The following is an 18,557-nucleotide window of genomic DNA, read 5'->3' on the forward strand; positions in this document are numbered from 1 at the left end:
CAGTTTCGGCAATTTACTCCCGGAGTCACAGAAATGAGACTCTTTTTTTGTATATAAATGAAACACTATCGAAAAAACGGCAGTTATGAAATTTTTTGAGTAATTTTGTGTCTAATGAAGAAAATAGCTTAAAAATATGGAAAATATACTCCCAGCAATTGTTGCAGGTGTTGTTGGAGGCATCTTCGTAGACGTTTTGATTTTTAGTTTTATCAAGTTTTCTAAAGCCAAAGATGCTACAGCAAAGATAAAGGCTCTTAATTTGATAGCTCTATGTACAATTTTTCTTTTTGCAATAGCTTTTTGCTCTGAAATTTACATTGACGTAGCTGGAGGTCAATCTCCTGATTGGCTACGTAAGATAGGAGGGCTATTCCTTTTAATAATGGTCTTGACTGTATTCCTTTTGCAAAGAGCAAAGAAGAAAGTATCTGGCAATTAAGTTCTCAAGCCTTCCATTACCGAGAAGGCGGCACGGTTGACCTGCTGGTATGCTACGAACGATGTGGCATCGAAAACACCCTGGCCGACACTTTCCGCAAAAGCGGATCTGCAACTATGTACTTATGTACCATATACCTGAAAAGGAATATCGCGGGTAAAGTCAAGCTCAGGGATAAAAAGCAGGTCATGGCGGAACTCAGACAAATGAAAAAAAAGAAAATACACACTTTTCGGTACATTATTGATTCTTTTTGATTTATGGTTGTATACCATTCATTTTATGACCTGACTTAATCCGGATAGATAACCCTTTATTTCCCTTTGAAATTTCTCAGCGAAATCCGCGTAATTTACGTGATTTGATTTAAAACCGTAAACCGGAAATTACACAGTGAGTCCGTCCCACTGTGTAATTTTTTAAATGAATTACTCCGCAGAGGTTACAGTTATTTATCGGTAGTAAATTGCTGTAGGATCTGAGGGGTAGTCTATATTAGACTCGGTATTATGAATTGGCCGGGTTGTTTTGCAATTGGGCTTTATCTATTTTTTTGACGATTTTGCCGTAAATGATCAGGGCTATTGCGGATACCAGGGCGATGGCTGCGAAGTAATACCAGATATAGTGAGCGTTAGCACTGGCTGCCCGCCATTCTTCCTGTGTTGAGAAAAGGGTGGGTTCCGGGCAATATTTACTGAGTAAATAACCGGAGAGTCCGAATCCTACGATGGAGGACAGGAACGAGTGAAGATGGCTGAATCCGAGGTATAATCCTTCTTCCCCTTTGGGTGCTTGCAAGGAAAAATATTCCAGAAAACGGGGAGAGATGAACGTTTCTGCTAAGCCCTGGAATACAATGCCGACAACCATCATAAAAGCGACCGGATGCATGGTTAAGATGGTGGTGTCCGTATTGAACATATTTCCGGAGGCCATGCACAAGGCGGAGATCGGCATGATGAACATTCCGATCGTCATGGATGTCAGTGCTGTTTTCTTGCTCATCAACTGAGTTACTAAACTGACGGTCAATACAACGACCAAGGGGTTTACATTGGCGTACCAGGAGGGAGAAGCTCCTTCTCCAGCCAAACGCAAAACATATTTGGGCATTGTGGCATACAGTTGATGTTGTACCATCCAGAAGCCGGTAATAATGAGGATAAGCAGGATAAGTCTTCCGTTGGCACATACTTTCAGGAGAGCTTTCCATATCTGGCGGAATGTTTTTCCTTCTCCGCTGTGATTGCTGCTTTTGTAGAAAAACCAAATAGCAATTAAAGCCAGCAATGTCATGGATGCTGAAAAGTAGTTGAGCGTAATAAGTCCTTCATTGCCTAAAGCTTCACGTAACGGTTTTACGATTGTTTTTCCCGAAAAAGCCCCGATATTGACCATAGCATAAAAGATAGCAAAACCTTTTGCCCGGGTTGCTTCTGTTGTTTCCCGGGCGACCGTACCGGAGATGACACTTTTAATAAAAGCACCTCCGATGATGATGAGAGCCATGATGGGGATAATTCCATAACGTATACTGCTGTCCGTTAATCCTTTGAATGTGGTGGTCTGGCTATATTCCACCAAGCCGGCGCTTTCCAGATAAGTTGGAAAAAGTGCAAGGCCTCCGTAGCCTAAAGTCAAAAGCCCAAATGCTAAAAGCATGGAATTGCGGAAACCGATTTTATCGGCCAGAGCACCGGCGAAAGTCGGTAATAAATAAAGAAAAGCTGAAAATGTACCGGCTATTGTTGCAGCCTGAATATCATTAAAACCAAGGATCCGACTGAGATAAAGGGTGATTACAATAAAAACTCCGTAATAGGCAGCACGCTCAAGTAATTCAACTGTGTTGGCGACCCAGAATGCTTTGCTGAAGCGAATTTTTTCTTTGTTTTTTGCTGTCGTACTCATGTATTATTAATTTGTGTTATTGATGAATTGTGCAAAACTAATAAAAATCTTATATATACAAAATTAGATTTAAAATTGGTAAATTATAGATTTTATTTATGTGTACATAAATAATAAGAATGAATGATTTTATATATGATTATTATTCCTTTATAATTCTTTTATATTTTTGACAGTGTGAAATCAGGATTTTAAATTTTAGATTGACGATTTTAGATTATATCTATGATTCTTCGCTGCCAAAAAGAGGAATTATAAATAAATAAACATTTTAATTTTAGATTAAAAAATCTGATAATGAGTTAGATTGCCAAACAATTTAAAATTTACAATCTAAAATTTACAATTTATAGGAAGACTTAATTTTAAATTGATAAGTGTAGAAATTACACAATGAGTCCGTCCCAGTGTGTAATTTTAGATTGAACCCACAGTTCTCCCATACGGAGAAAAGAAAAACATAAATCAAAACTAAACCGATGTAATGGAAAATGTTTTTTATATAGACCGTTTGGCTTATTTTGCTTTTCCACTCAATTTAATTGCGGGCATTTTTCTGGTGGGCGTGATTATTTTTTTGTATGTCTATTACAGGGAAAACCGGTTTGTGAAATGGTTGGGGGGTATGCAGGGAACATTGTGGATTATCGGTAGCTTGATTTTTGTGTTGCTGGGAGAAGGGATATTGGCCGGACGATGGTTTTGTACCTGGCCTTTTGTGTGTTTGTTACTGCTGTTGTGGGTAAATCTCGGTTTGGTTGTCCTTAGACATATTCGTGCGTGTTCGTTGCGGAATGTTTTGTTTCTGTTGAATCATTTGGGATTGTGGTTGGCTTTGGGAGGAGCATTATGGGGGGCTCCTGACCGGAAATCGGTAAAATTGATTGCTTATCTCCGGCAGCCGGAATATACGGCTGTGGATGAGACGGGAAGATTGTATCCGCTTCCGTTTACCGTTACGCTGGAAAAGTTTCAGGTTGAATATTACGACCGGATGCAGCGGGTTCCCAAGAAATTTCGTTCGGAGTTGATTTTACAAAATAAAGAGTGCCGGCTGTATACAGCAATTGAGGTGAATGAACCGGTCGATTTTGGAGGCTATTCTATATATCAGGACAATTACGATCGGGAAAAAGGGTTGTATTCCGTCTTGTTATTGGTGCGTGATCCATGGCTGGGTATTGTATATACCGGGATTCTAATGATGATCATCGGAGCTGTCGGACTGGTGGTATGCGGCCCGTTGCGTAAACCGAATCAATAATGTAAAAAGAAAATGATGTTGACCTGGGATGATTTTATCATATTTGCAGTGGGTGCTGTTTTGTGCTGGAGTGTCGCAGCTTTGTTGGCCTACCGTAAGGGAAGGGGAAAGGCTGTGGTTGCCTTGTCTCTGCTTGGGATCTTAATATTCGGAGGCTTTATCGGCGGTTTGTGGGTGTTTTTGGAACGTCCGCCGTTACGTACAATGGGAGAAACCCGTTTGTTTTATTCCTGGTTTGTGGCTGTTGTCGGGCTGATGGTGTATTTACGCTGGCGTTACCCTTGGATATTGTCTGTAAGTGCGGTTTTGTCTGTCGTTTTTATTGTTGTCAATCTATTGAAACCTGAAATTCACGATAAGGCATTGATGCCGGCTTTGCAGAGTGCTTGGTTTGTACCTCATGTAATTGTTTATATGTTCGCTTATGCTTTGTTGGGATGTGCCATGCTGGTCGGAATATACGGTTGTTTACCGGCAGGACGTGTAAAACGTCCGGTTTTGTTCAGTGTTGCCGATAATTTGGTGTATACCGGACTGGCTTTATTGACTTTGGGGATGCTTTTCGGTGCTATCTGGGCGAAACAAGCCTGGGGACATTATTGGGGATGGGATCCGAAGGAGACCTGGGCGGCGATAACCTGGTTTACCTATTTGATGTATGTACATGTACGCTATCGTTATCCGCAGAAATATGCCTGTGCGTTATGGATTGTGGTGTTGGCATTTTTATTTTTACAGATATGTTGGTACGGAGTTAATTATTTGCCTTCGGCAGAAATGAGCATACATACGTATGCATAAGTTTTTACAGAAAGAGGGGCAGGGAACGAAATAGAATATGAATTAAAAAGGAATGGTTATGAACAAAAAACGAGCGTTTTTATTCACCTTATTGGTGTTGATTCTTGGATTGGGAGCGATTGCGATTTACAGATTTAATTTTCGTAAATCCATCCCCGAAGCTTCTTTGGCTTTACAGGTAAAAGCGGTATTGACGAATAACGGTTGCTTGGCCTGTCATGCTTCGGATGCAGAGAAACCGTTTTACTCTAATTTTCCGGTAGCTGGAAAATTGGTACAACAGGATATGCGTAACGGATTGCGTTATATCGATTTAGGAAAAGTATGCCAGGAATTGGAAGCCGGTAAGCCGGTTTCGGAAGTTAATTTGGCGAAGATCGAACAGAGTATGATAAATGAGTCGATGCCTTTGACAAAGTATAAAATGATACATTGGGGAACGTCTTATAATGATGCGGAAAAGGATGTTTTAACCCGTTGGGTGAAAGAAACCCGTGCGTTTTATTATCCGAATTCATTGGCTGCGCCTGAATTCGCCGGAGAACCGCTGCAACCGGTTCCTGATTCGATTCCTGTCGATCCCCGTAAGGTGGCTTTGGGATTTAAACTTTATCACGATACTCGTATTTCTGCGGACAATACGGTATCTTGTGCAACCTGTCACCCATTGCATAAGGCTGGTGTAGACGGTCTGAAAACGTCGAAGGGAATTTACGACCAAATCGGAGGTATTAATGCTCCGACTGTATATAATGCCGGTCTGAATATGAGTCAGTTTTGGGATGGAAGAGCTGCGGATTTACAGGCTCAGGCAGGCGGTCCTCCTTTGGATGTTTTGGAAATGGGATCGAACTGGGATGAAATTAACGGTAAGTTAAGGGCTGATAAAGAGATGGTAAAAGAGTTTGCTTCTATTTATCCCGAAGGAATTAATGAGCATACGATTACGGATGCTATTGCTGAATTTGAAAAAACGTTGCTGACTCCCAACAGTCGTTTTGACCGATATCTGAAAGGAGATAAAAATGTATTGACAGCGGATGAGATTGCCGGTTATCATCTGTTTAAAAAATACAACTGTGCTACTTGTCATGCCGGAGAAAATATAGGTGGCCGGTCTTATGAATATATGGGGATTGTGGCGGATTATTTTGAACACCGGGGATTACCGCTTCACGATAATAAAGATTACGGTCATTTTAATGTCACTCAGGATTCTGTGGATTTCCAGCGTTTTAAAACCCCAACATTGCGAAATGTAGCTTTAACGGCTCCTTATCTGCATGACGGTTCGGCACAGACGTTGGAAGCTGCTACGGAAGCGATGTTTACTTTCCAGACCGGTAAGGAAGTTTCAAAGGAAGAAATCGATAAGTTGGTTTTGTTTATGAAGACATTGACCGGAGAAAATCCGATGATGAGTTATGTACACCCGGGTTTGGAGTAAGCGTATAAATTGAATTTACGATTTTAGATTTTGGATTGATTCATCTGGAAACGTTGATTTGCGGTTGGAATTCAGCGGGATCAGCTATTTTTTCAAGCTAAAATCGTAAATTTAACCGTTTTGTTCTAATTAAGAGCTTATTATGATTGATTTACCTACAGAATTGCATCCGCTTGAGCCGTTTTTTCCGGAGGGGACAAAACTTTTGATGCTGGGTAGTTTTCCTCCGGCCCGGAAAAGATGGAAGATGGAATTTTATTATCCTAATTTTCAGAATGACATGTGGCGTATTTTCGGTTGGGTCTTTTTTGAGAATAAGGAATATTTTCTGACGAAAGACCGAAAATCTTTTGACGAAGTTTCTATAAAAGATTTTTTAAACCGGAAAGGAATTGCTTTATCGGATACGGCCCGGGAGGTCATACGACAAAAAGGAAATGCTTCCGATAAGTTTTTGGAGATCGTTCAATCGATCGATTTACAAAAGGTGTTGGAGCAATTACCGGAGTGCCGCGCGTTGGTAACGACGGGGCAGAAAGCAACAGATACTTTGTTTGCTTTGTTGGATGCGCCGCAACCCTCGGTGGGGGGATATGTCGGGTGTAATTACAACGGACGCGATTTGCGGATTTATCGGATGCCCTCCTCTTCCAGGGCTTATCCAAAGCCTCTGGAAGAGAAAGCCCGTATATATAGGCAAATGTTTTGCGAGTTAGGTATGCTGTCCGTGTAAGGCCTGTTTTTTCCTCTTTTTTTCCATGGTCAGACTGATGATAATGGGGATACCCACAAAAATAACAGTACCTGTGATGACTAAACCCGTGTAAAATGCGGGGCTCCCGACAGGCAACTGGGACGGTGGGAAGAAGGTGACGATGAAAGAGAATAATACGGCCAGAAAACCTATTCCGGCAATGATCCACATGCCTGTATTTCCTCCGGGTACCCGGTAGCTTCTTTGCAGATCCGGTTGGGTGTATCTCAATTTGATGCCGGAGGCGTACATCAGCATGTACATAATCAGGTACAGACCGATTGTCAGGGCGCTTAACAGGAAGAAGGCGACACTGACATTACTCATTACAATATAAAGTGAAGAAAGTACGGTGACAAGGCATCCCTGGATAAGCAGAATGTGAATTTGTACACCGTTTTTGTTCGTTTTTTTCAGAAATTCAGGTAACTCACCGTCGTGTGCTGTCCAAAGGAGACCGCGACTGGGTCCTGAAATCCAGGACATGACCCCGGCCAGAGCTCCGAATGCAATGAGCAGGCTTATGATGTTGGTGAGCCAACCTATGTGGTAGTGATCGAACAATTGTGTAAAAGTGACCAATAGACCGTCCTGTAAATTAATCTGGTTGTAGGGGGTTACGATGGCTACGGCTAATGCTCCGAGCGTAAAAAGTCCGAAAGATATGAGGGCTGCCAGGAACATGGCTGCCGGGAATTGTTTTTGCGGATTTTTCAATTCGGGGGCGTGTACGGCATGTACTTCGACTCCTGCAAATAAGAGCAGGATACCGGCCAGAAATGCAATATCGCTCATTCCTGTCATGTGTGGAAAGAAGCGGGGATGTGCATGATTCCCGGCAGTATTTACGATCTGGTTGACAGAGTCCGGTATATGTTCGAAAGCTATCGGGTTCTTTCCGGCCAGCCAGATAATCGCCATAACGATGATAACGATTCCCGGTAAGACCGTTCCCAGTAAAAATCCCTGACTGGTAATCCGGGAAATAACGGAAGTACCTTTTAAGGTTATCCAGGTAGCGAACCAATACATGACAATGGCAAATACACCTACAAATACACCGTTTTGTGCCAGTTCCGGTTTCCCGATCATATAGGCAACGGCGGCAGCGGCAAATCCGAGTACTGTCGGATACCATACGACATTTTGTATCCATTGTAAAAATATGGCGGTGAATCCCATAGGCCGATTGAATGCTTCTTTTACCCAGGTGTATACACCGCCTCCCCGGTCGGCGAAAGCACTGCCGAGTTCTGCTCCGACAAGTGCTGCCGGAATCAGGAACAGGAATGTGGCAAAAAAGATGTAGAAGAACATGGTCAGTTCTTCCTGGGCCATCATGGGTAATCCCCGCAGGCTGATGATAGCTGCGGCTGTCATCAGGGCCAATTGAGTGGTAGAAATATTTTTTATTTTTTTCATCGTTTAGGAATAGGGGTGGTTTAGAAATTAAATTTTTATTTTTTTACTAACGGATGAACAGGAAATAGGTTTATGGGTTTCCGTTAAAAAATATTGACAAGAGTAAGAGAAGGTTGAAAGGGTTTTATTACTTTTGATTTGCGGTTGATACAAGTATTTCCGGTGTTTTAGCTGAAGCTTTTTTATCCGTAATTTAGTAACTTTTAAAGCTTCAGAAAGTATAAAAGGGGAAAACGGTATGAACCGTAAAAATATATAATCAGATTAAAATGCAGAATACAAATAAGAGAGTCACTTTTGAAGACGTGCGGGGCAATGAAGAGATCAAGTGTTATATATCACAGGCGGATAAAGCTTTATCTGCCATGGGGTATACGGAACATTCTTTTGCTCATGTGGTGAAGGCAGCAGATGCTGCTGAGAAAATATTGAAGACATTGGGATATCCGGAACGGGAGGCAGAGTTAGCGAAGATAGCCGGGTATATGCATGATATCGGTAATATCGTGAACCGTATCGATCATGCCCAGAGCGGAGCAATTCTGGCGTTTCGTTTATTGGAAAAAATGGGTATGGAGGCCAACGAAATCGCTCAGGTAATCAGTGCCATCGGAAATCACGATGAAAGTACTGCCGCTGCGATTAATCCCATTGCTGCCGCTTTGATTTTAGCAGATAAGACCGATGTACGACGGAGCCGTGTGCGCAACCGGGACTTTGCCAATTTTGATATTCACGACCGGGTTAACTATGCCGTTGAAGAGTCTAAAATTTATTTTAATGAAGATAAAACGGCTATTGTATTGGAGTTGAAAATCGATACGACAATTTCGGCTGTCATGGATTATTTTGAGATATTCCTCGGCCGAATGATGCTTAGCCGGAAAGCTGCAGAATATTTGCAGATCAGATTTGAGCTGGTGATAAACGGACAAAGGCTGTTGTAGGTAATCGTTTTTAATCAGCTTGTTATCGGGTTATTTCCAGAAATTTGAAATGAAAACGTTTGAATAATTTTGTTGAAAAACTTTTTTTATTCACGGAAAGTTTCTATTTTTGTATCGGAGGTGAGGATTCCAAGTTATAGGAATTCTTTTATAGATAAAAGGCACTTATTGGAGGATAAGTGTCATTTATTTTTTTTATGTATTAACGAGCTTAAATTATATATTATGGGAGTAAAAGTATCATATATAACCAAAGAAGGTTTGAAGAAGCTACAGGATGAGCTTGACAGACTACAGAATGTGGAAAGACCGAAAATTTCTAAGGCGATAGGGGAAGCCATTGAGAAAGGCGATATTTCGGAAAATGCGGAATATGATGCAGCAAAGGACGCACAAGGCTTATTGGAAGCGAAGATTGCTCAATTGCAGGATACGATTGCCAGTTGCCGCATTATTGACGAATCCCAGTTGGGAACTTCGAAAGTACAGATGCTTAATAAGGTGACAATTAAAAATGTGAAGACCGGAGCAACGATGGCTTATACGTTGGTGTCCGAAACTGAAGCTGATTTTAAAGCCGGAAAATTGTCGATTCATACGCCTATTGCTCAGGCTTTGGTCGGGAAAAAAGTCGGGGATGTCGTTAAAGTAAATGTACCGGCGGGAGAAGTTGAATTTGAAATTATGGATATCAGTCTGTAATTGCTTTGTTTTAAATGATCCGATTTTCAAATTTTGAAATTGTAAATTATGGCATCTGTTTTTTCAAGAATCATAAACGGTGAAATCCCTTCTTATAAGGTGGCAGAGAACGATAAGTATTATGCTTTTCTGGATATTGCTCCTTTACAAAAAGGACATACACTGGTTGTTCCTAAAAGGGAAGAAGATTATCTGTTCGATCTGAGTGATGAAGAATTGGCCGGAATGATGGTCTTTGCTAAAAAGGTTGCTAAGGCTATACAGAAAAGTGTGCCCTGTAAAAGGGTGGGAGTTGCCGTTATCGGTTTGGATGTACCCCACGCACATATTCATTTGGTGCCTCTTCAGGGAGGGAATGATCTTAATTTTGCTAATCCGAAAAAAGAATTTTCCAAGGAAGACATGCAGGCATGTGCCGGGTTAATAGCTTCTAATATGTAATAAAAGAGGGTTATACATAGAAAAATAGAGGAAATTTGAGAAGATTTCCTCTATTTTTTTTGTTTTTCCGAAAAAGTGTATACATTTGTAGTGTATTAGTGATGTAACACACTATTGTTGATGTATACCTAAAAGTTAAGATTATGATAGAAATGAAAGAATTAGGGTTTGGATATCGCCGTAGACATGCTGTCTTTTCGGGATTGAACCTGAATTTGAAAGCCGGTCATGTTTATGGCTTGCTTGGTAAGAACGGTGCCGGTAAGAGTACTTTGCTGAAGCTGATTACCGGTTTATTATTCCCGGATCGGGGCGAGTTGAAAGTTTTGGGTGATTGTCCGTCATTGCGTCATCCTTCTTTTTTATCGGATTTATTTTTTATTCCGGAGGAGTTTTATTTGCCGGATATGAGTATGCGGACTTATATCGGCTTAATGGCTCCGTTTTATCCTCGTTTTAATAAGGAGCAGTTGGAGGAATATATGAATGAATTGGAAGTTCCTATGGAAGAACGTTTTAGCCGAATGTCCTATGGACAAAAGAAAAAATCTTTAATAGCTTTGGGGGTGGCCTGTAATACGGCCTTGTTAGTAATGGACGAACCGACGAACGGTTTGGATATCCCTGCCAAAAGTTGTTTCCGGAAATTGATTTCTTCTGTATCCGGAGACAATCGTTGTATGATTATTTCAACTCATCAGGTAAGGGATTTGGAGAGTTTGATCGATGCAATTGTGATTATTGATGAAAGTCGTATTTTGATTAATGCGACGACGGATCAAATAACGGAGAAACTACTTTTTAAACAAGTTACAGAAGGAGATGACGTATTGTTTGAAGAAGTTTCCATAAGAGGACGTTGGGGGTGTGTGCCGAATGCGGGGAATCAGGATAGCCGTTTGGATATGGAATTGTTTTTCAATGCCGTGTTGCAAAATCCGGATCGGATCTGTCAAATGTTAAAATAAAGAAGAGATGAAAGAGATATTCAATATAAATAGATTCGGTGCTTTATGGATAAAGACGAATCGTGAGAATTTGAGAGCAAATCTGGTATTACTGGCTGTCATTGCTGTTGTGACTTTTTTGTGTCTTTGTCGTTTTAATCCTTTTACTCCGGAGTATACTGTCGTCAATTCAGATGGAACAAAAATTTCGTTTGTCAGGGAACAGGCTGAGAGGCAGTTTATCGTTTTTTGGAGTGTCCTGTTTTTCTTTTCTATTGTTGTTGCTGCCCGTTCGTTTAAGAATGTCATTTCACCTTATAAATCGGTAAGTACCTTGTTGTTGCCGGCCTCTTCTTTTGAGAAGTATTTATTGGCTTTTTTAAACTCGACTGTCGTTTTCTTTTTGGTTTATTTACTGTTGTTTTATGGACTGGACTGGCTTGTGAATACTTATAAATACAGTGGGATAAGTCAGGCAAGTTATACCACGGGATGGTTCGGCATGAAAATTCCGCTGATCGAGGAAGGACAACAAATGCTGCGTCCGTCGCTTACTAATGTCCTGAATATATCTTCCGGGGACAGTGGATTTTTAACCGTTGTAAATCGGGATGATTTCAGTTGTTCTTATCATACTGCTTTCTCATTTTACCCGATATTGGGTTGCTGGTTGTATGTGATTGCCATATTTATGTGGGGATCGATAACTTTCCGGAAACGGGTGATTTTGTTGACGACGTTATTACATTTATTACTCTTCCTGGTAGTGGGGTATTTTATGTATCTTATTGTACGTCATGTTATGGAAGCTTATTACCTATCTTCAATGGTGAATGTGGAACCGGATTTGCCTTCACCTTATTGGGGATTGGCTTTTTATCTTTTCCCGTTTATCTATTTGTGGGTGGTATGGATTAAATTAAAAAGAAAACAATTAAAGTAAGAAGCTATGAAAAAATACGATTTGATATTGATTGCCTTATATGTTGCTTTTTTACTCATTTTATGGGGCGTATTGAAGAGTTATGTTTATACAAATATGGAAGACCGGCGGGAGGTGAATGAACTGGTTGATGCTATCCGCCGTACAGATCTGAAAGCCGTTGTTATTCGAAATACGGAAATGTATGTAAAAATCCGGCGTACAGATGAAGACCGGGTTCAGATTAGGGGAGGAAATCTCTGCCGGACAAATAAAGAAGCCATGCGTTTGGCGGGAGATACGCTGTATATCGGTTCCCCGATGGGAGCAGACCGCGATTATATCCGTATGACGATTCCGGATTCTATGCAGGTAATCCTGTCCGCAGCACCTAATGTTGATTTTCAAGAATAATAGTTATGGATTTTAAGGATACTCAGGCAATATATATGCAGATAGCCGATTTTGTCTGTGACAATATTGTTTCGGGCAAATGGAGCGGGGATGGAAGAATACCTTCTGTCCGGGAACTGGGCATGCAATTGGAGGTGAATCCCAATACTGTCATGCGGGCTTATGAATGGTTGGAAAACCGGCAAATCATATATAATAAAAGAGGAATCGGCTTTTTTGTATATGAAGATGCACGACAACATATTTTGGAGGATCAGCGGACAGCTTTTTTGGAGCAAGAGTTGCCGGAGCTTTTCAGGCGTATGAAATTACTTGGAATTACCGGAGAGGAAATTGCAAAAGGTTTTGAAGACTATCTTCATAAGTCTGCCTAGGAGGTAAAACCGTTTATGTACGAATGTCCTGCATGAAGTCCCGGTATGTTTAAATGTTTTTATAAAATAATAAAAACGGGCTTACTGCGTAAAGTTTAAGGAACCGATGAATTATTTTTCGGAAAATGAATTAATTTTACAGTTGGAAATCAAGTTGTGAATAACTTATGAAGAGACGTGAAATGTATAATGCTTATGCGGATTTGGAGGGGTACAACTGTTTCGGTTGTTCTCCGGTCAATCCCTACGGGTTGAAGTGTAAATTTTTTGATGAAGGTGAATATATTACTTGTGATTGGGAGCCTTCGGAAAATTATCAGGGGTTTTTTCACGTGTTGCACGGAGGTATTCAGGCGACCCTTATCGATGAGATTGCCAGTTGGGCTATCTTCTCTTATGCGAAGACTGCCGGAGTGACGACCGAGATGGCTGTAAAATACCGGAAACCGGTTTATACCAACCGGGGAGGAATTCATTTGCGTGCCAAGGTGACGAAGGCAGAAAAAAGGTTGGTTACTGCCCGTGTCGAACTTTTTAATGCGGCAGGAGAACTGGCAACGGAAGCCGATGTCGTTTATATGGTTTATCCGGAAGAGATTGCACGTAAAAAGCTGGATTGGCCAGGTGTAGAAGCATTTTATAAGGAGTGAGCTGCAGGATGTTGAATTTGGATAAATAGAATAATGAAGCAGTATAAGAACATTGTTTGGGATTGGAACGGAACGTTGTTAGACGATAAGAATACAGGTGTAAATACGCTGAACCGGATGTTGGAAAAAAGGAAGCTGAAGACGTTGTCTTTGGAAAATTACCGGGATGTTTTCGGGTTTCCGGTGGAGGATTTTTACAGGCGGGTAGGGTTTGATTTACAAAAGGAGACGCTACATGATATTTCGGTGGATTTTGTGGATACATACGATATTTTTGCGGAAGGAATCGGATTGAACCCGGGGGTACGGGAAACGCTGGATGCTTTGCAGAAAGCAGGAATACGACAATATATACTTTCTGCTTTGCGTGAGGATTTACTTTCTCAAATGGTGAAGGATTTCAATATCGGCCCTTATTTTTTTCAGGTTTGCGGTTCTGATAATATATATGCGGCCGGAAAAATCGAACGGGGAAAACGGATGGTTGAGAAGTATGGTATTTGTCCGGAGGAAACCCTTATGATCGGAGATACGACTCATGATGCCGAGGTAGCGGAAGCTTTAGGATTCGGGAAGTTGTTGTATACCGGAGGGCACAATAGTGAATGGCGTTTGCTGGAAAAAGGAGATGTTATACAAGGGATGGAATGTATCCCGGATTTGCTTTTGAATTAATAACGGTATTTTGCAAATAAACCGGATTTTGTATTTTTTACAAAATCCGGTTTTATTTTCGGGGGATATGGTTATAGCTTATACCGGTATAGTTGAGCGAGTGTGTTGTAGTACTCTTTTTCTACATTCAGGTAGTTTTGCCGGCTGTCGTAAAATGTGGTGAGTTCTACAAAATAATCGATCATTGAAATTTGTCCTGCCATCAGGGCTTTATTCAATAATTCTACACTGTGTTGTTCTGTCAGTATCTCGGAATATTCTTTGCAAGAGGTTTGCAGGGCGGTGGCCTGCTCGTATAATTGTTGCAAATTGGATTTCAGGTTGCGCGTGTTATCCTCGATAACTGCATTTGAATATTCGAATTGGGCTTTGGCTTTTCGTACGGTGTTTTTATTTTCAAATAACGGTATTGACAAGCCTACGACAAATCCGTTGAGGGTTTCATCGCTGCCTCCATTTCTCCGGTAACCGATATCAAATTTGGGTAAGCTTTGTGCGCGGCTCAAACGAATTTCACGTCCTGCAATTTCTGCCTGTGTCGACAGATTCTTTAGGTTGGGATCCAGAGCCATATACTCGCTTTCCAGTTGTTGGAAATCCGGCAGGTTTTCACTTACAGGGTATTGAGTACCGGTGAATTCAATGGGTATACCCCCGTTCAGGGTTTGTAACTGCTCTTGTTTTGCCTTTAGGGCTGCCGAGTTGAGCCGGGCTCCGTTTTGGGCATTGAGTAGTTCTAGTTGGATTTTATTCAACTCCAGTTGATTGGCATCTCCTTGTTCCAGGCGTTTGGCATACAGTTCGGAGAGATGACGGGCATTTTCCAGTCTTTCGTCCAGCAATGCCTGTTGTTTGCGTAGGTAAATAATTTCCAGACAGGTTTGTTGGGCCAGCAATAAAATTTGTTGACGGATACCGGCGAATTGGTAGTCGTATCCGGTTGATTTTAAACCCGCTAATTTGTTTTTATTGGTATAGACTGTCGGAAAGTCGAAAGATTGAACGACTGCCAGTTCATTGATATTTCCGCCGGTGGTTTTATCGCCCCACAATTGATTGAATTCGATTGTAGGGTTGGAAAGGTAGTTACCGGTGTGTGCTTCCAGCTTTTGAGTTTCTGTCAAATGACTGCTTGCCTGTAAAGTTTTGTTATTGACGGCAATGCTTGTCAATATGCTGCCGATGTCTGATTGGGCTTGCAATAAGAATGACAGGCCGGTAAAGAAGGTCGTGTATATAATTTTTTTCATGTGCTTATTGTATTATGCCGTTATTAATGGAGCGGTATTTCGTTTTGTACTGCAGAATTGCGTTGTTTGTGTTTCAATAAGAAATATACGATCGGAATGATAAATCCGTTCAGTAAAGTCGAGCTGAGTAATCCTCCTAATATGACCTGGGCCATCGGACTTTGAATTTCGTTTCCCGGCAGATCTCCGCCGACAGCCAATGGTATCAAAGCGAGGGCAGAGGTCAGGGCTGTCATCAATATCGGGTTCAGACGGTCTAATGAACCTTGTATGATACTGTCTTTCAGATTGTAACCTTCTGAGTATAATTGGTTATAATGTGATACCAATAGAATTCCGTTTCGGGTAGCGATACCGAAAAGGGATATGAAGCCGATGATAGCAGGAATGCTGATCACTCCGGAAGTTGTCCAAATACTGATGATTCCCCCGATGATAGCCAGCGGGAGGTTGAGCATAATAATTCCGGCCAGCGACAGATTTCTGAATTCGTGATACAAGATCAGGAAAATGATCAACAGGGAAATCAGAGAGGTAAGAAAGAGGATCCTGGAGGCTGCCTGTTCGCTTTCAAATTGTCCGCCGTATTCGATGTGGTATCCTTCCGGTAAAGAGATATTTGCTCCGATTTCTTTTTGGATATCGTTAACCACACCTTTTAAGTCACGTCCGGCTACATTGGCCGAAATCACGATTTTGCGCTGTACATTTTCCCGGCTGATCGTGTTCGGACCGCTTAACGGCAGAATTTCCGCTATATAGTGAAGCGGTATTTTCCGCCCGTTGGCATCGATGCTGAGCTCTTCGATGGCTTCTGTATTATCTCTGGCAAAATCGTCGATTTTTACAGTCAGATCGAATACTTTACCGCTTTCGTTGATTTGAGAGACAATTTTACCCGACAAAGCGACATTGACAAATTCAGAAAATTCGGGTAAGGTGATACCGTATTTAGCCAACATGTCCCGTTTCGGTTTGATTTGTAGTTGCGGCCGTTCGATTTGCTGTTCTACATTCAAGTCGGCAATGCCTTCTATGTTACTGATGGCCGATTTGATTTGCGTACCTATATTGTATAGTTTATTCAAGTCGTTTCCGAAGAGTTTGATGGCGATATTGGCTTTTGTTCCGGAAAGCATTGCATCGATACGATGGGATATCGGTTGTCCGATTTCGATGTTTACTCCTTTGAGAATACCTAATTGCTGGCGTACATCTGCCAGAAATTCGTCCCTGTTGCGTTTATCCAGGATAAAGGGAGCTTCGATTTCAGAGACATTGACCCCCAAGGCATGTTCATCCAGTTCTGCACGACCTGTTTTGCGGGCAACGGTTTGTATTTCGGGAATATCCATCAGTATTTCTTCGGTCATTCGTCCGATTTTATCCGACTCATCCAGAGAAATGCCGGGCATTGTACTTACGTTGATGGTAAGTGAGCCTTCGTTAAACGGAGGCAGAAAACTACGTCCCAGTCCGAACATGATAACCAGGGCAAAAATCAGCAAACCTCCGGTTATTCCGATAATCAGCTTTTTGTGTGACAATGCAGTGATCAACGCTTTTTTATATCCTTTTTTCAGAATGCGGGAGACGAAAGGTTCCTGTTCGCTTTTTTTCAATGCTTTCCGTGTCGTCAACATATAACTGCTCATGACCGGCGTGAGTGTCAGGGCGACGATTGTAGAAGCAAACAAGGCTACAATGAATGCAATTCCTAAAGGGATCAACATACGGCCTTCCATGCCGGAAAGGAAAAATAAAGGCAGGAAACAGGCGACGATGATCAATGTAGAGTTGAGGATCGGCATCCGGACTTCTTTGGAGGCATCGAAAACAACTTGTAAGGAGGACAATCGTTCTTCTGCCGCTTTCAGGTGGTTCTCCCGTAATCTTTTGTACACATTCTCTACATCGACTATCGCGTCGTCAACCAAAGAACCGATGGCAATGGCCAGACCTCCGAGACTCATGGTGTTAATCGTCAGTCCTAAAGCATGTAATACCAGAATTGCAACCAATAGAGACAAAGGCAGGGCAACGAGTGAAATGATTGTCGTACGTACATTCATTAAGAAGAAGAAAAGGACGATAATCACGAAAACAGATCCTTCGAATAAGGCTTTTTGGATATTGTTGATCGAACTTTCAATAAATCGGGATTGGCGGAATATGTCGGTTGAGACGTGTACGTCTGCCGGAAGGGTTTTTTGTAGCTCTTGTAAAGAAACATCCAATTTCTCCGTTAATTCAAGCGTATTTGTCGACGGTTGCTTGGTTACAGTAATCAAGACGGCCGGTTTGCCTTTCTCTGAAGCAAGTCCGAGTTTGGGCGCTTTAGCTCCGATACGGACATCTGCGACGTCTGAAATCAAGAGCGGAACATCATTAATGGTTTTGATAACGGCCTTACCGATTTCTTCCGGCTGGGTGGTAGCCATAACACCTTGGACAATGTATTCGTTGCCGTATTCGTAGAGGATACCTCCGGTTGAATTTTGGGTCATGTTGTCGAGTACCGGGAGTATTTCGTCCAGGGTCACATTATAGTGTTTCATTCGTGACGGGTCCAGCAAGATTTGATATTCCTTGATATCGCCTCCGATGACAGCGACCTGTGCAACGCCTCCCGTAGAGAGAAGCCGGGGACGTATGGTCCAGTCGGCGATGGTTCGTAAATCTTGTAAAGAGGTCGTGTCTGCTGTCAGACCGATGATCATCATTTCTCCCAGGATGGAAGATTGAGGTCCCAAAGTAGGCTGACCGACAGTAGAGGGCAGGGCATCTCCTAGTGTAGCTAGTTTTTCGGATACAATTTGCCGGGCTGTATAGATGTTCGTTCCCCAATCGAATTCAACCCATACGACGGAAAATCCCGTCGTAGAAGAGGAACGGACACGTCTGACGTCGGTGGCTCCGTTTACGGCAGTTTCCACAGGGAAAGTAACCAAACGTTCCACTTCTTCAGGAGCCATCCCTTGTGCTTCGGTCATGACCACTACAGTAGGGGCATTTAGATCCGGGAAGACATCGACTTCCATTCTGGAGGCGGTGTAACTACCCCAGATCAATAGCATTGCGGCTGCCATTAGAATGAGTAGCCGGTTGCGCAAAGAATATTGTATAATTTTATTTAGCATATTACATGTTTTATTGAAGTTGGTAAAGTGTCCGGGAAATGATATTGATGT

The 18,557-nt window shown here is 41.9% G+C and carries 18 protein-coding genes and 1 pseudogene; 15 read left to right on the plus strand and 4 right to left on the minus strand.

Translation table 11 applies throughout. From position 1 onward, the window contains the following. The first annotated feature begins 136 nt into the window (after positions 1–136). Complete coding sequence (locus DD657_RS12335; protein WP_021987697.1) at positions 137–442, plus strand: hypothetical protein; 306 nt, start codon at positions 137–139, stop codon at positions 440–442. Between the two features lie 29 nt (positions 443–471). Further along, a pseudogene (locus DD657_RS15225) lies at positions 472–651 on the plus strand (IS256 family transposase); the annotation flags it as partial. A gap of 298 nt (positions 652–949) precedes the next feature. Here the strand turns inward: DD657_RS15225 and DD657_RS12340 are convergent. Then, positions 950–2,356, minus strand: coding sequence for an MFS transporter (locus DD657_RS12340; RefSeq protein WP_273134966.1), 1,407 nt, complete (start codon positions 2,354–2,356; stop codon positions 950–952). A 484-nt stretch (positions 2,357–2,840) separates the two neighbouring features. Here DD657_RS12340 and DD657_RS12345 point away from each other — a divergent pair, with 484 nt between their 5' ends. From DD657_RS12345 to DD657_RS12360, 4 genes are all read left to right on the plus strand, one after another. Then, on the plus strand, positions 2,841–3,620 hold the full coding sequence (locus tag DD657_RS12345) for a cytochrome c biogenesis ResB family protein (RefSeq protein ID WP_021987695.1): 780 nt from the start codon (positions 2,841–2,843) through the stop codon (positions 3,618–3,620). Positions 3,621–3,638: 18 nt separating this feature from the next. Then, the gene (ccsA, locus tag DD657_RS12350) at positions 3,639–4,421 is read left to right on the plus strand and encodes a cytochrome c biogenesis protein CcsA (protein ID WP_502696226.1); all 783 of its coding nucleotides are present in this window, start codon (positions 3,639–3,641) and stop codon (positions 4,419–4,421) included. A 58-nt stretch (positions 4,422–4,479) separates the two neighbouring features. After that, positions 4,480–5,868, plus strand: coding sequence for a cytochrome c peroxidase (locus DD657_RS12355; protein ID WP_021987693.1), 1,389 nt, complete (start codon positions 4,480–4,482; stop codon positions 5,866–5,868). A 142-nt stretch (positions 5,869–6,010) separates the two neighbouring features. Beyond that, positions 6,011–6,601 carry a uracil-DNA glycosylase family protein gene (locus DD657_RS12360; protein ID WP_287050071.1) on the plus strand — a complete coding sequence of 197 codons (591 nt, stop codon included), beginning with the start codon at positions 6,011–6,013 and terminating at the stop codon, positions 6,599–6,601. Here the strand turns inward: DD657_RS12360 and DD657_RS12365 are convergent. Next, a complete protein-coding gene (locus DD657_RS12365; RefSeq protein ID WP_021987691.1) occupies positions 6,581–8,044 on the minus strand; it encodes an amino acid permease in 1,464 nt (487 codons plus the stop codon). The two genes, DD657_RS12360 and DD657_RS12365, sit on opposite strands and share 21 nt — an antisense overlap. A gap of 269 nt (positions 8,045–8,313) precedes the next feature. On the opposite strand from DD657_RS12365, the gene DD657_RS12370 reads away from it, so the two are divergent. The 9 genes from DD657_RS12370 to DD657_RS12410 all read left to right on the plus strand — a co-directional run bounded on the left by DD657_RS12370 (position 8,314) and on the right by DD657_RS12410 (position 14,116). Further along, complete coding sequence (locus DD657_RS12370; RefSeq protein WP_021987690.1) at positions 8,314–8,991, plus strand: HD domain-containing protein; 678 nt, start codon at positions 8,314–8,316, stop codon at positions 8,989–8,991. A gap of 225 nt (positions 8,992–9,216) precedes the next feature. Next, positions 9,217–9,693, plus strand: a complete 477-nt coding sequence (gene greA, locus DD657_RS12375; protein ID WP_021987689.1) for a transcription elongation factor GreA — start codon at positions 9,217–9,219, stop codon at positions 9,691–9,693. Positions 9,694–9,741: 48 nt separating this feature from the next. Beyond that, the gene (locus DD657_RS12380) at positions 9,742–10,134 is read left to right on the plus strand and encodes an HIT family protein (RefSeq protein WP_021987688.1); all 393 of its coding nucleotides are present in this window, start codon (positions 9,742–9,744) and stop codon (positions 10,132–10,134) included. A gap of 143 nt (positions 10,135–10,277) precedes the next feature. Further along, positions 10,278–11,102 carry an ABC transporter ATP-binding protein gene (locus DD657_RS12385; protein WP_021987687.1) on the plus strand — a complete coding sequence of 275 codons (825 nt, stop codon included), beginning with the start codon at positions 10,278–10,280 and terminating at the stop codon, positions 11,100–11,102. A gap of 7 nt (positions 11,103–11,109) precedes the next feature. Next, on the plus strand, positions 11,110–12,024 hold the full coding sequence (locus DD657_RS12390) for a hypothetical protein (RefSeq protein ID WP_021987686.1): 915 nt from the start codon (positions 11,110–11,112) through the stop codon (positions 12,022–12,024). Positions 12,025–12,030: 6 nt separating this feature from the next. Beyond that, positions 12,031–12,417, plus strand: coding sequence for a hypothetical protein (locus tag DD657_RS12395; protein WP_021987685.1), 387 nt, complete (start codon positions 12,031–12,033; stop codon positions 12,415–12,417). 5 nt (positions 12,418–12,422) lie between these two features. Beyond that, the gene (locus DD657_RS12400; protein WP_021987684.1) at positions 12,423–12,791 is read left to right on the plus strand and encodes a GntR family transcriptional regulator; all 369 of its coding nucleotides are present in this window, start codon (positions 12,423–12,425) and stop codon (positions 12,789–12,791) included. Positions 12,792–12,958: 167 nt separating this feature from the next. Next, on the plus strand, positions 12,959–13,441 hold the full coding sequence (locus DD657_RS12405) for a PaaI family thioesterase (RefSeq protein ID WP_287050074.1): 483 nt from the start codon (positions 12,959–12,961) through the stop codon (positions 13,439–13,441). Positions 13,442–13,474: 33 nt separating this feature from the next. Further along, a complete protein-coding gene (locus DD657_RS12410) occupies positions 13,475–14,116 on the plus strand; it encodes an HAD family hydrolase (RefSeq protein ID WP_287050076.1) in 642 nt (213 codons plus the stop codon). A 71-nt stretch (positions 14,117–14,187) separates the two neighbouring features. Here DD657_RS12410 and DD657_RS12415 read toward each other — a convergent pair whose 3' ends face one another. Together DD657_RS12415 and DD657_RS12420 are read right to left on the minus strand one after the other, a co-directional pair. After that, a complete protein-coding gene (locus DD657_RS12415; RefSeq protein WP_021987681.1) occupies positions 14,188–15,366 on the minus strand; it encodes a TolC family protein in 1,179 nt (392 codons plus the stop codon). A gap of 23 nt (positions 15,367–15,389) precedes the next feature. Further along, positions 15,390–18,506, minus strand: coding sequence for an efflux RND transporter permease subunit (locus DD657_RS12420; RefSeq protein WP_287050077.1), 3,117 nt, complete (start codon positions 18,504–18,506; stop codon positions 15,390–15,392). Between the last annotated feature and the right edge of the window lie 51 nt (positions 18,507–18,557).

Origin of the sequence: Culturomica sp., from assembly GCF_003524185.1 — a bacterium.
Taxonomy (GTDB): domain Bacteria; phylum Bacteroidota; class Bacteroidia; order Bacteroidales; family Marinifilaceae; genus Culturomica; species Culturomica massiliensis.

What these genes read in the sequence shown, in the direction of transcription:
- DD657_RS12335 (WP_021987697.1), top strand. Translation starts at nt 137, where the DNA reads ATGGAAAATATACTCCCAGCAATTGTTGCAGGTGTTGTTGGAGGCATC.
- DD657_RS12340 (WP_273134966.1), bottom strand. Translation starts at nt 2,356, where the DNA reads ATGAGTACGACAGCAAAAAACAAAGAAAAAATTCGCTTCAGCAAAGCA.
- DD657_RS12345 (WP_021987695.1), top strand. Translation starts at nt 2,841, where the DNA reads ATGGAAAATGTTTTTTATATAGACCGTTTGGCTTATTTTGCTTTTCCA.
- DD657_RS12355 (WP_021987693.1), top strand. Translation starts at nt 4,480, where the DNA reads ATGAACAAAAAACGAGCGTTTTTATTCACCTTATTGGTGTTGATTCTT.
- DD657_RS12360 (WP_287050071.1), top strand. Translation starts at nt 6,011, where the DNA reads ATGATTGATTTACCTACAGAATTGCATCCGCTTGAGCCGTTTTTTCCG.
- DD657_RS12365 (WP_021987691.1), bottom strand. Translation starts at nt 8,044, where the DNA reads ATGAAAAAAATAAAAAATATTTCTACCACTCAATTGGCCCTGATGACA.
- DD657_RS12370 (WP_021987690.1), top strand. Translation starts at nt 8,314, where the DNA reads ATGCAGAATACAAATAAGAGAGTCACTTTTGAAGACGTGCGGGGCAAT.
- greA (WP_021987689.1), top strand. Translation starts at nt 9,217, where the DNA reads ATGGGAGTAAAAGTATCATATATAACCAAAGAAGGTTTGAAGAAGCTA.
- DD657_RS12380 (WP_021987688.1), top strand. Translation starts at nt 9,742, where the DNA reads ATGGCATCTGTTTTTTCAAGAATCATAAACGGTGAAATCCCTTCTTAT.
- DD657_RS12385 (WP_021987687.1), top strand. Translation starts at nt 10,278, where the DNA reads ATGATAGAAATGAAAGAATTAGGGTTTGGATATCGCCGTAGACATGCT.
- DD657_RS12390 (WP_021987686.1), top strand. Translation starts at nt 11,110, where the DNA reads ATGAAAGAGATATTCAATATAAATAGATTCGGTGCTTTATGGATAAAG.
- DD657_RS12395 (WP_021987685.1), top strand. Translation starts at nt 12,031, where the DNA reads ATGAAAAAATACGATTTGATATTGATTGCCTTATATGTTGCTTTTTTA.
- DD657_RS12400 (WP_021987684.1), top strand. Translation starts at nt 12,423, where the DNA reads ATGGATTTTAAGGATACTCAGGCAATATATATGCAGATAGCCGATTTT.
- DD657_RS12405 (WP_287050074.1), top strand. Translation starts at nt 12,959, where the DNA reads ATGAAGAGACGTGAAATGTATAATGCTTATGCGGATTTGGAGGGGTAC.
- DD657_RS12410 (WP_287050076.1), top strand. Translation starts at nt 13,475, where the DNA reads ATGAAGCAGTATAAGAACATTGTTTGGGATTGGAACGGAACGTTGTTA.
- DD657_RS12415 (WP_021987681.1), bottom strand. Translation starts at nt 15,366, where the DNA reads ATGAAAAAAATTATATACACGACCTTCTTTACCGGCCTGTCATTCTTA.
- DD657_RS12420 (WP_287050077.1), bottom strand. Translation starts at nt 18,506, where the DNA reads ATGCTAAATAAAATTATACAATATTCTTTGCGCAACCGGCTACTCATT.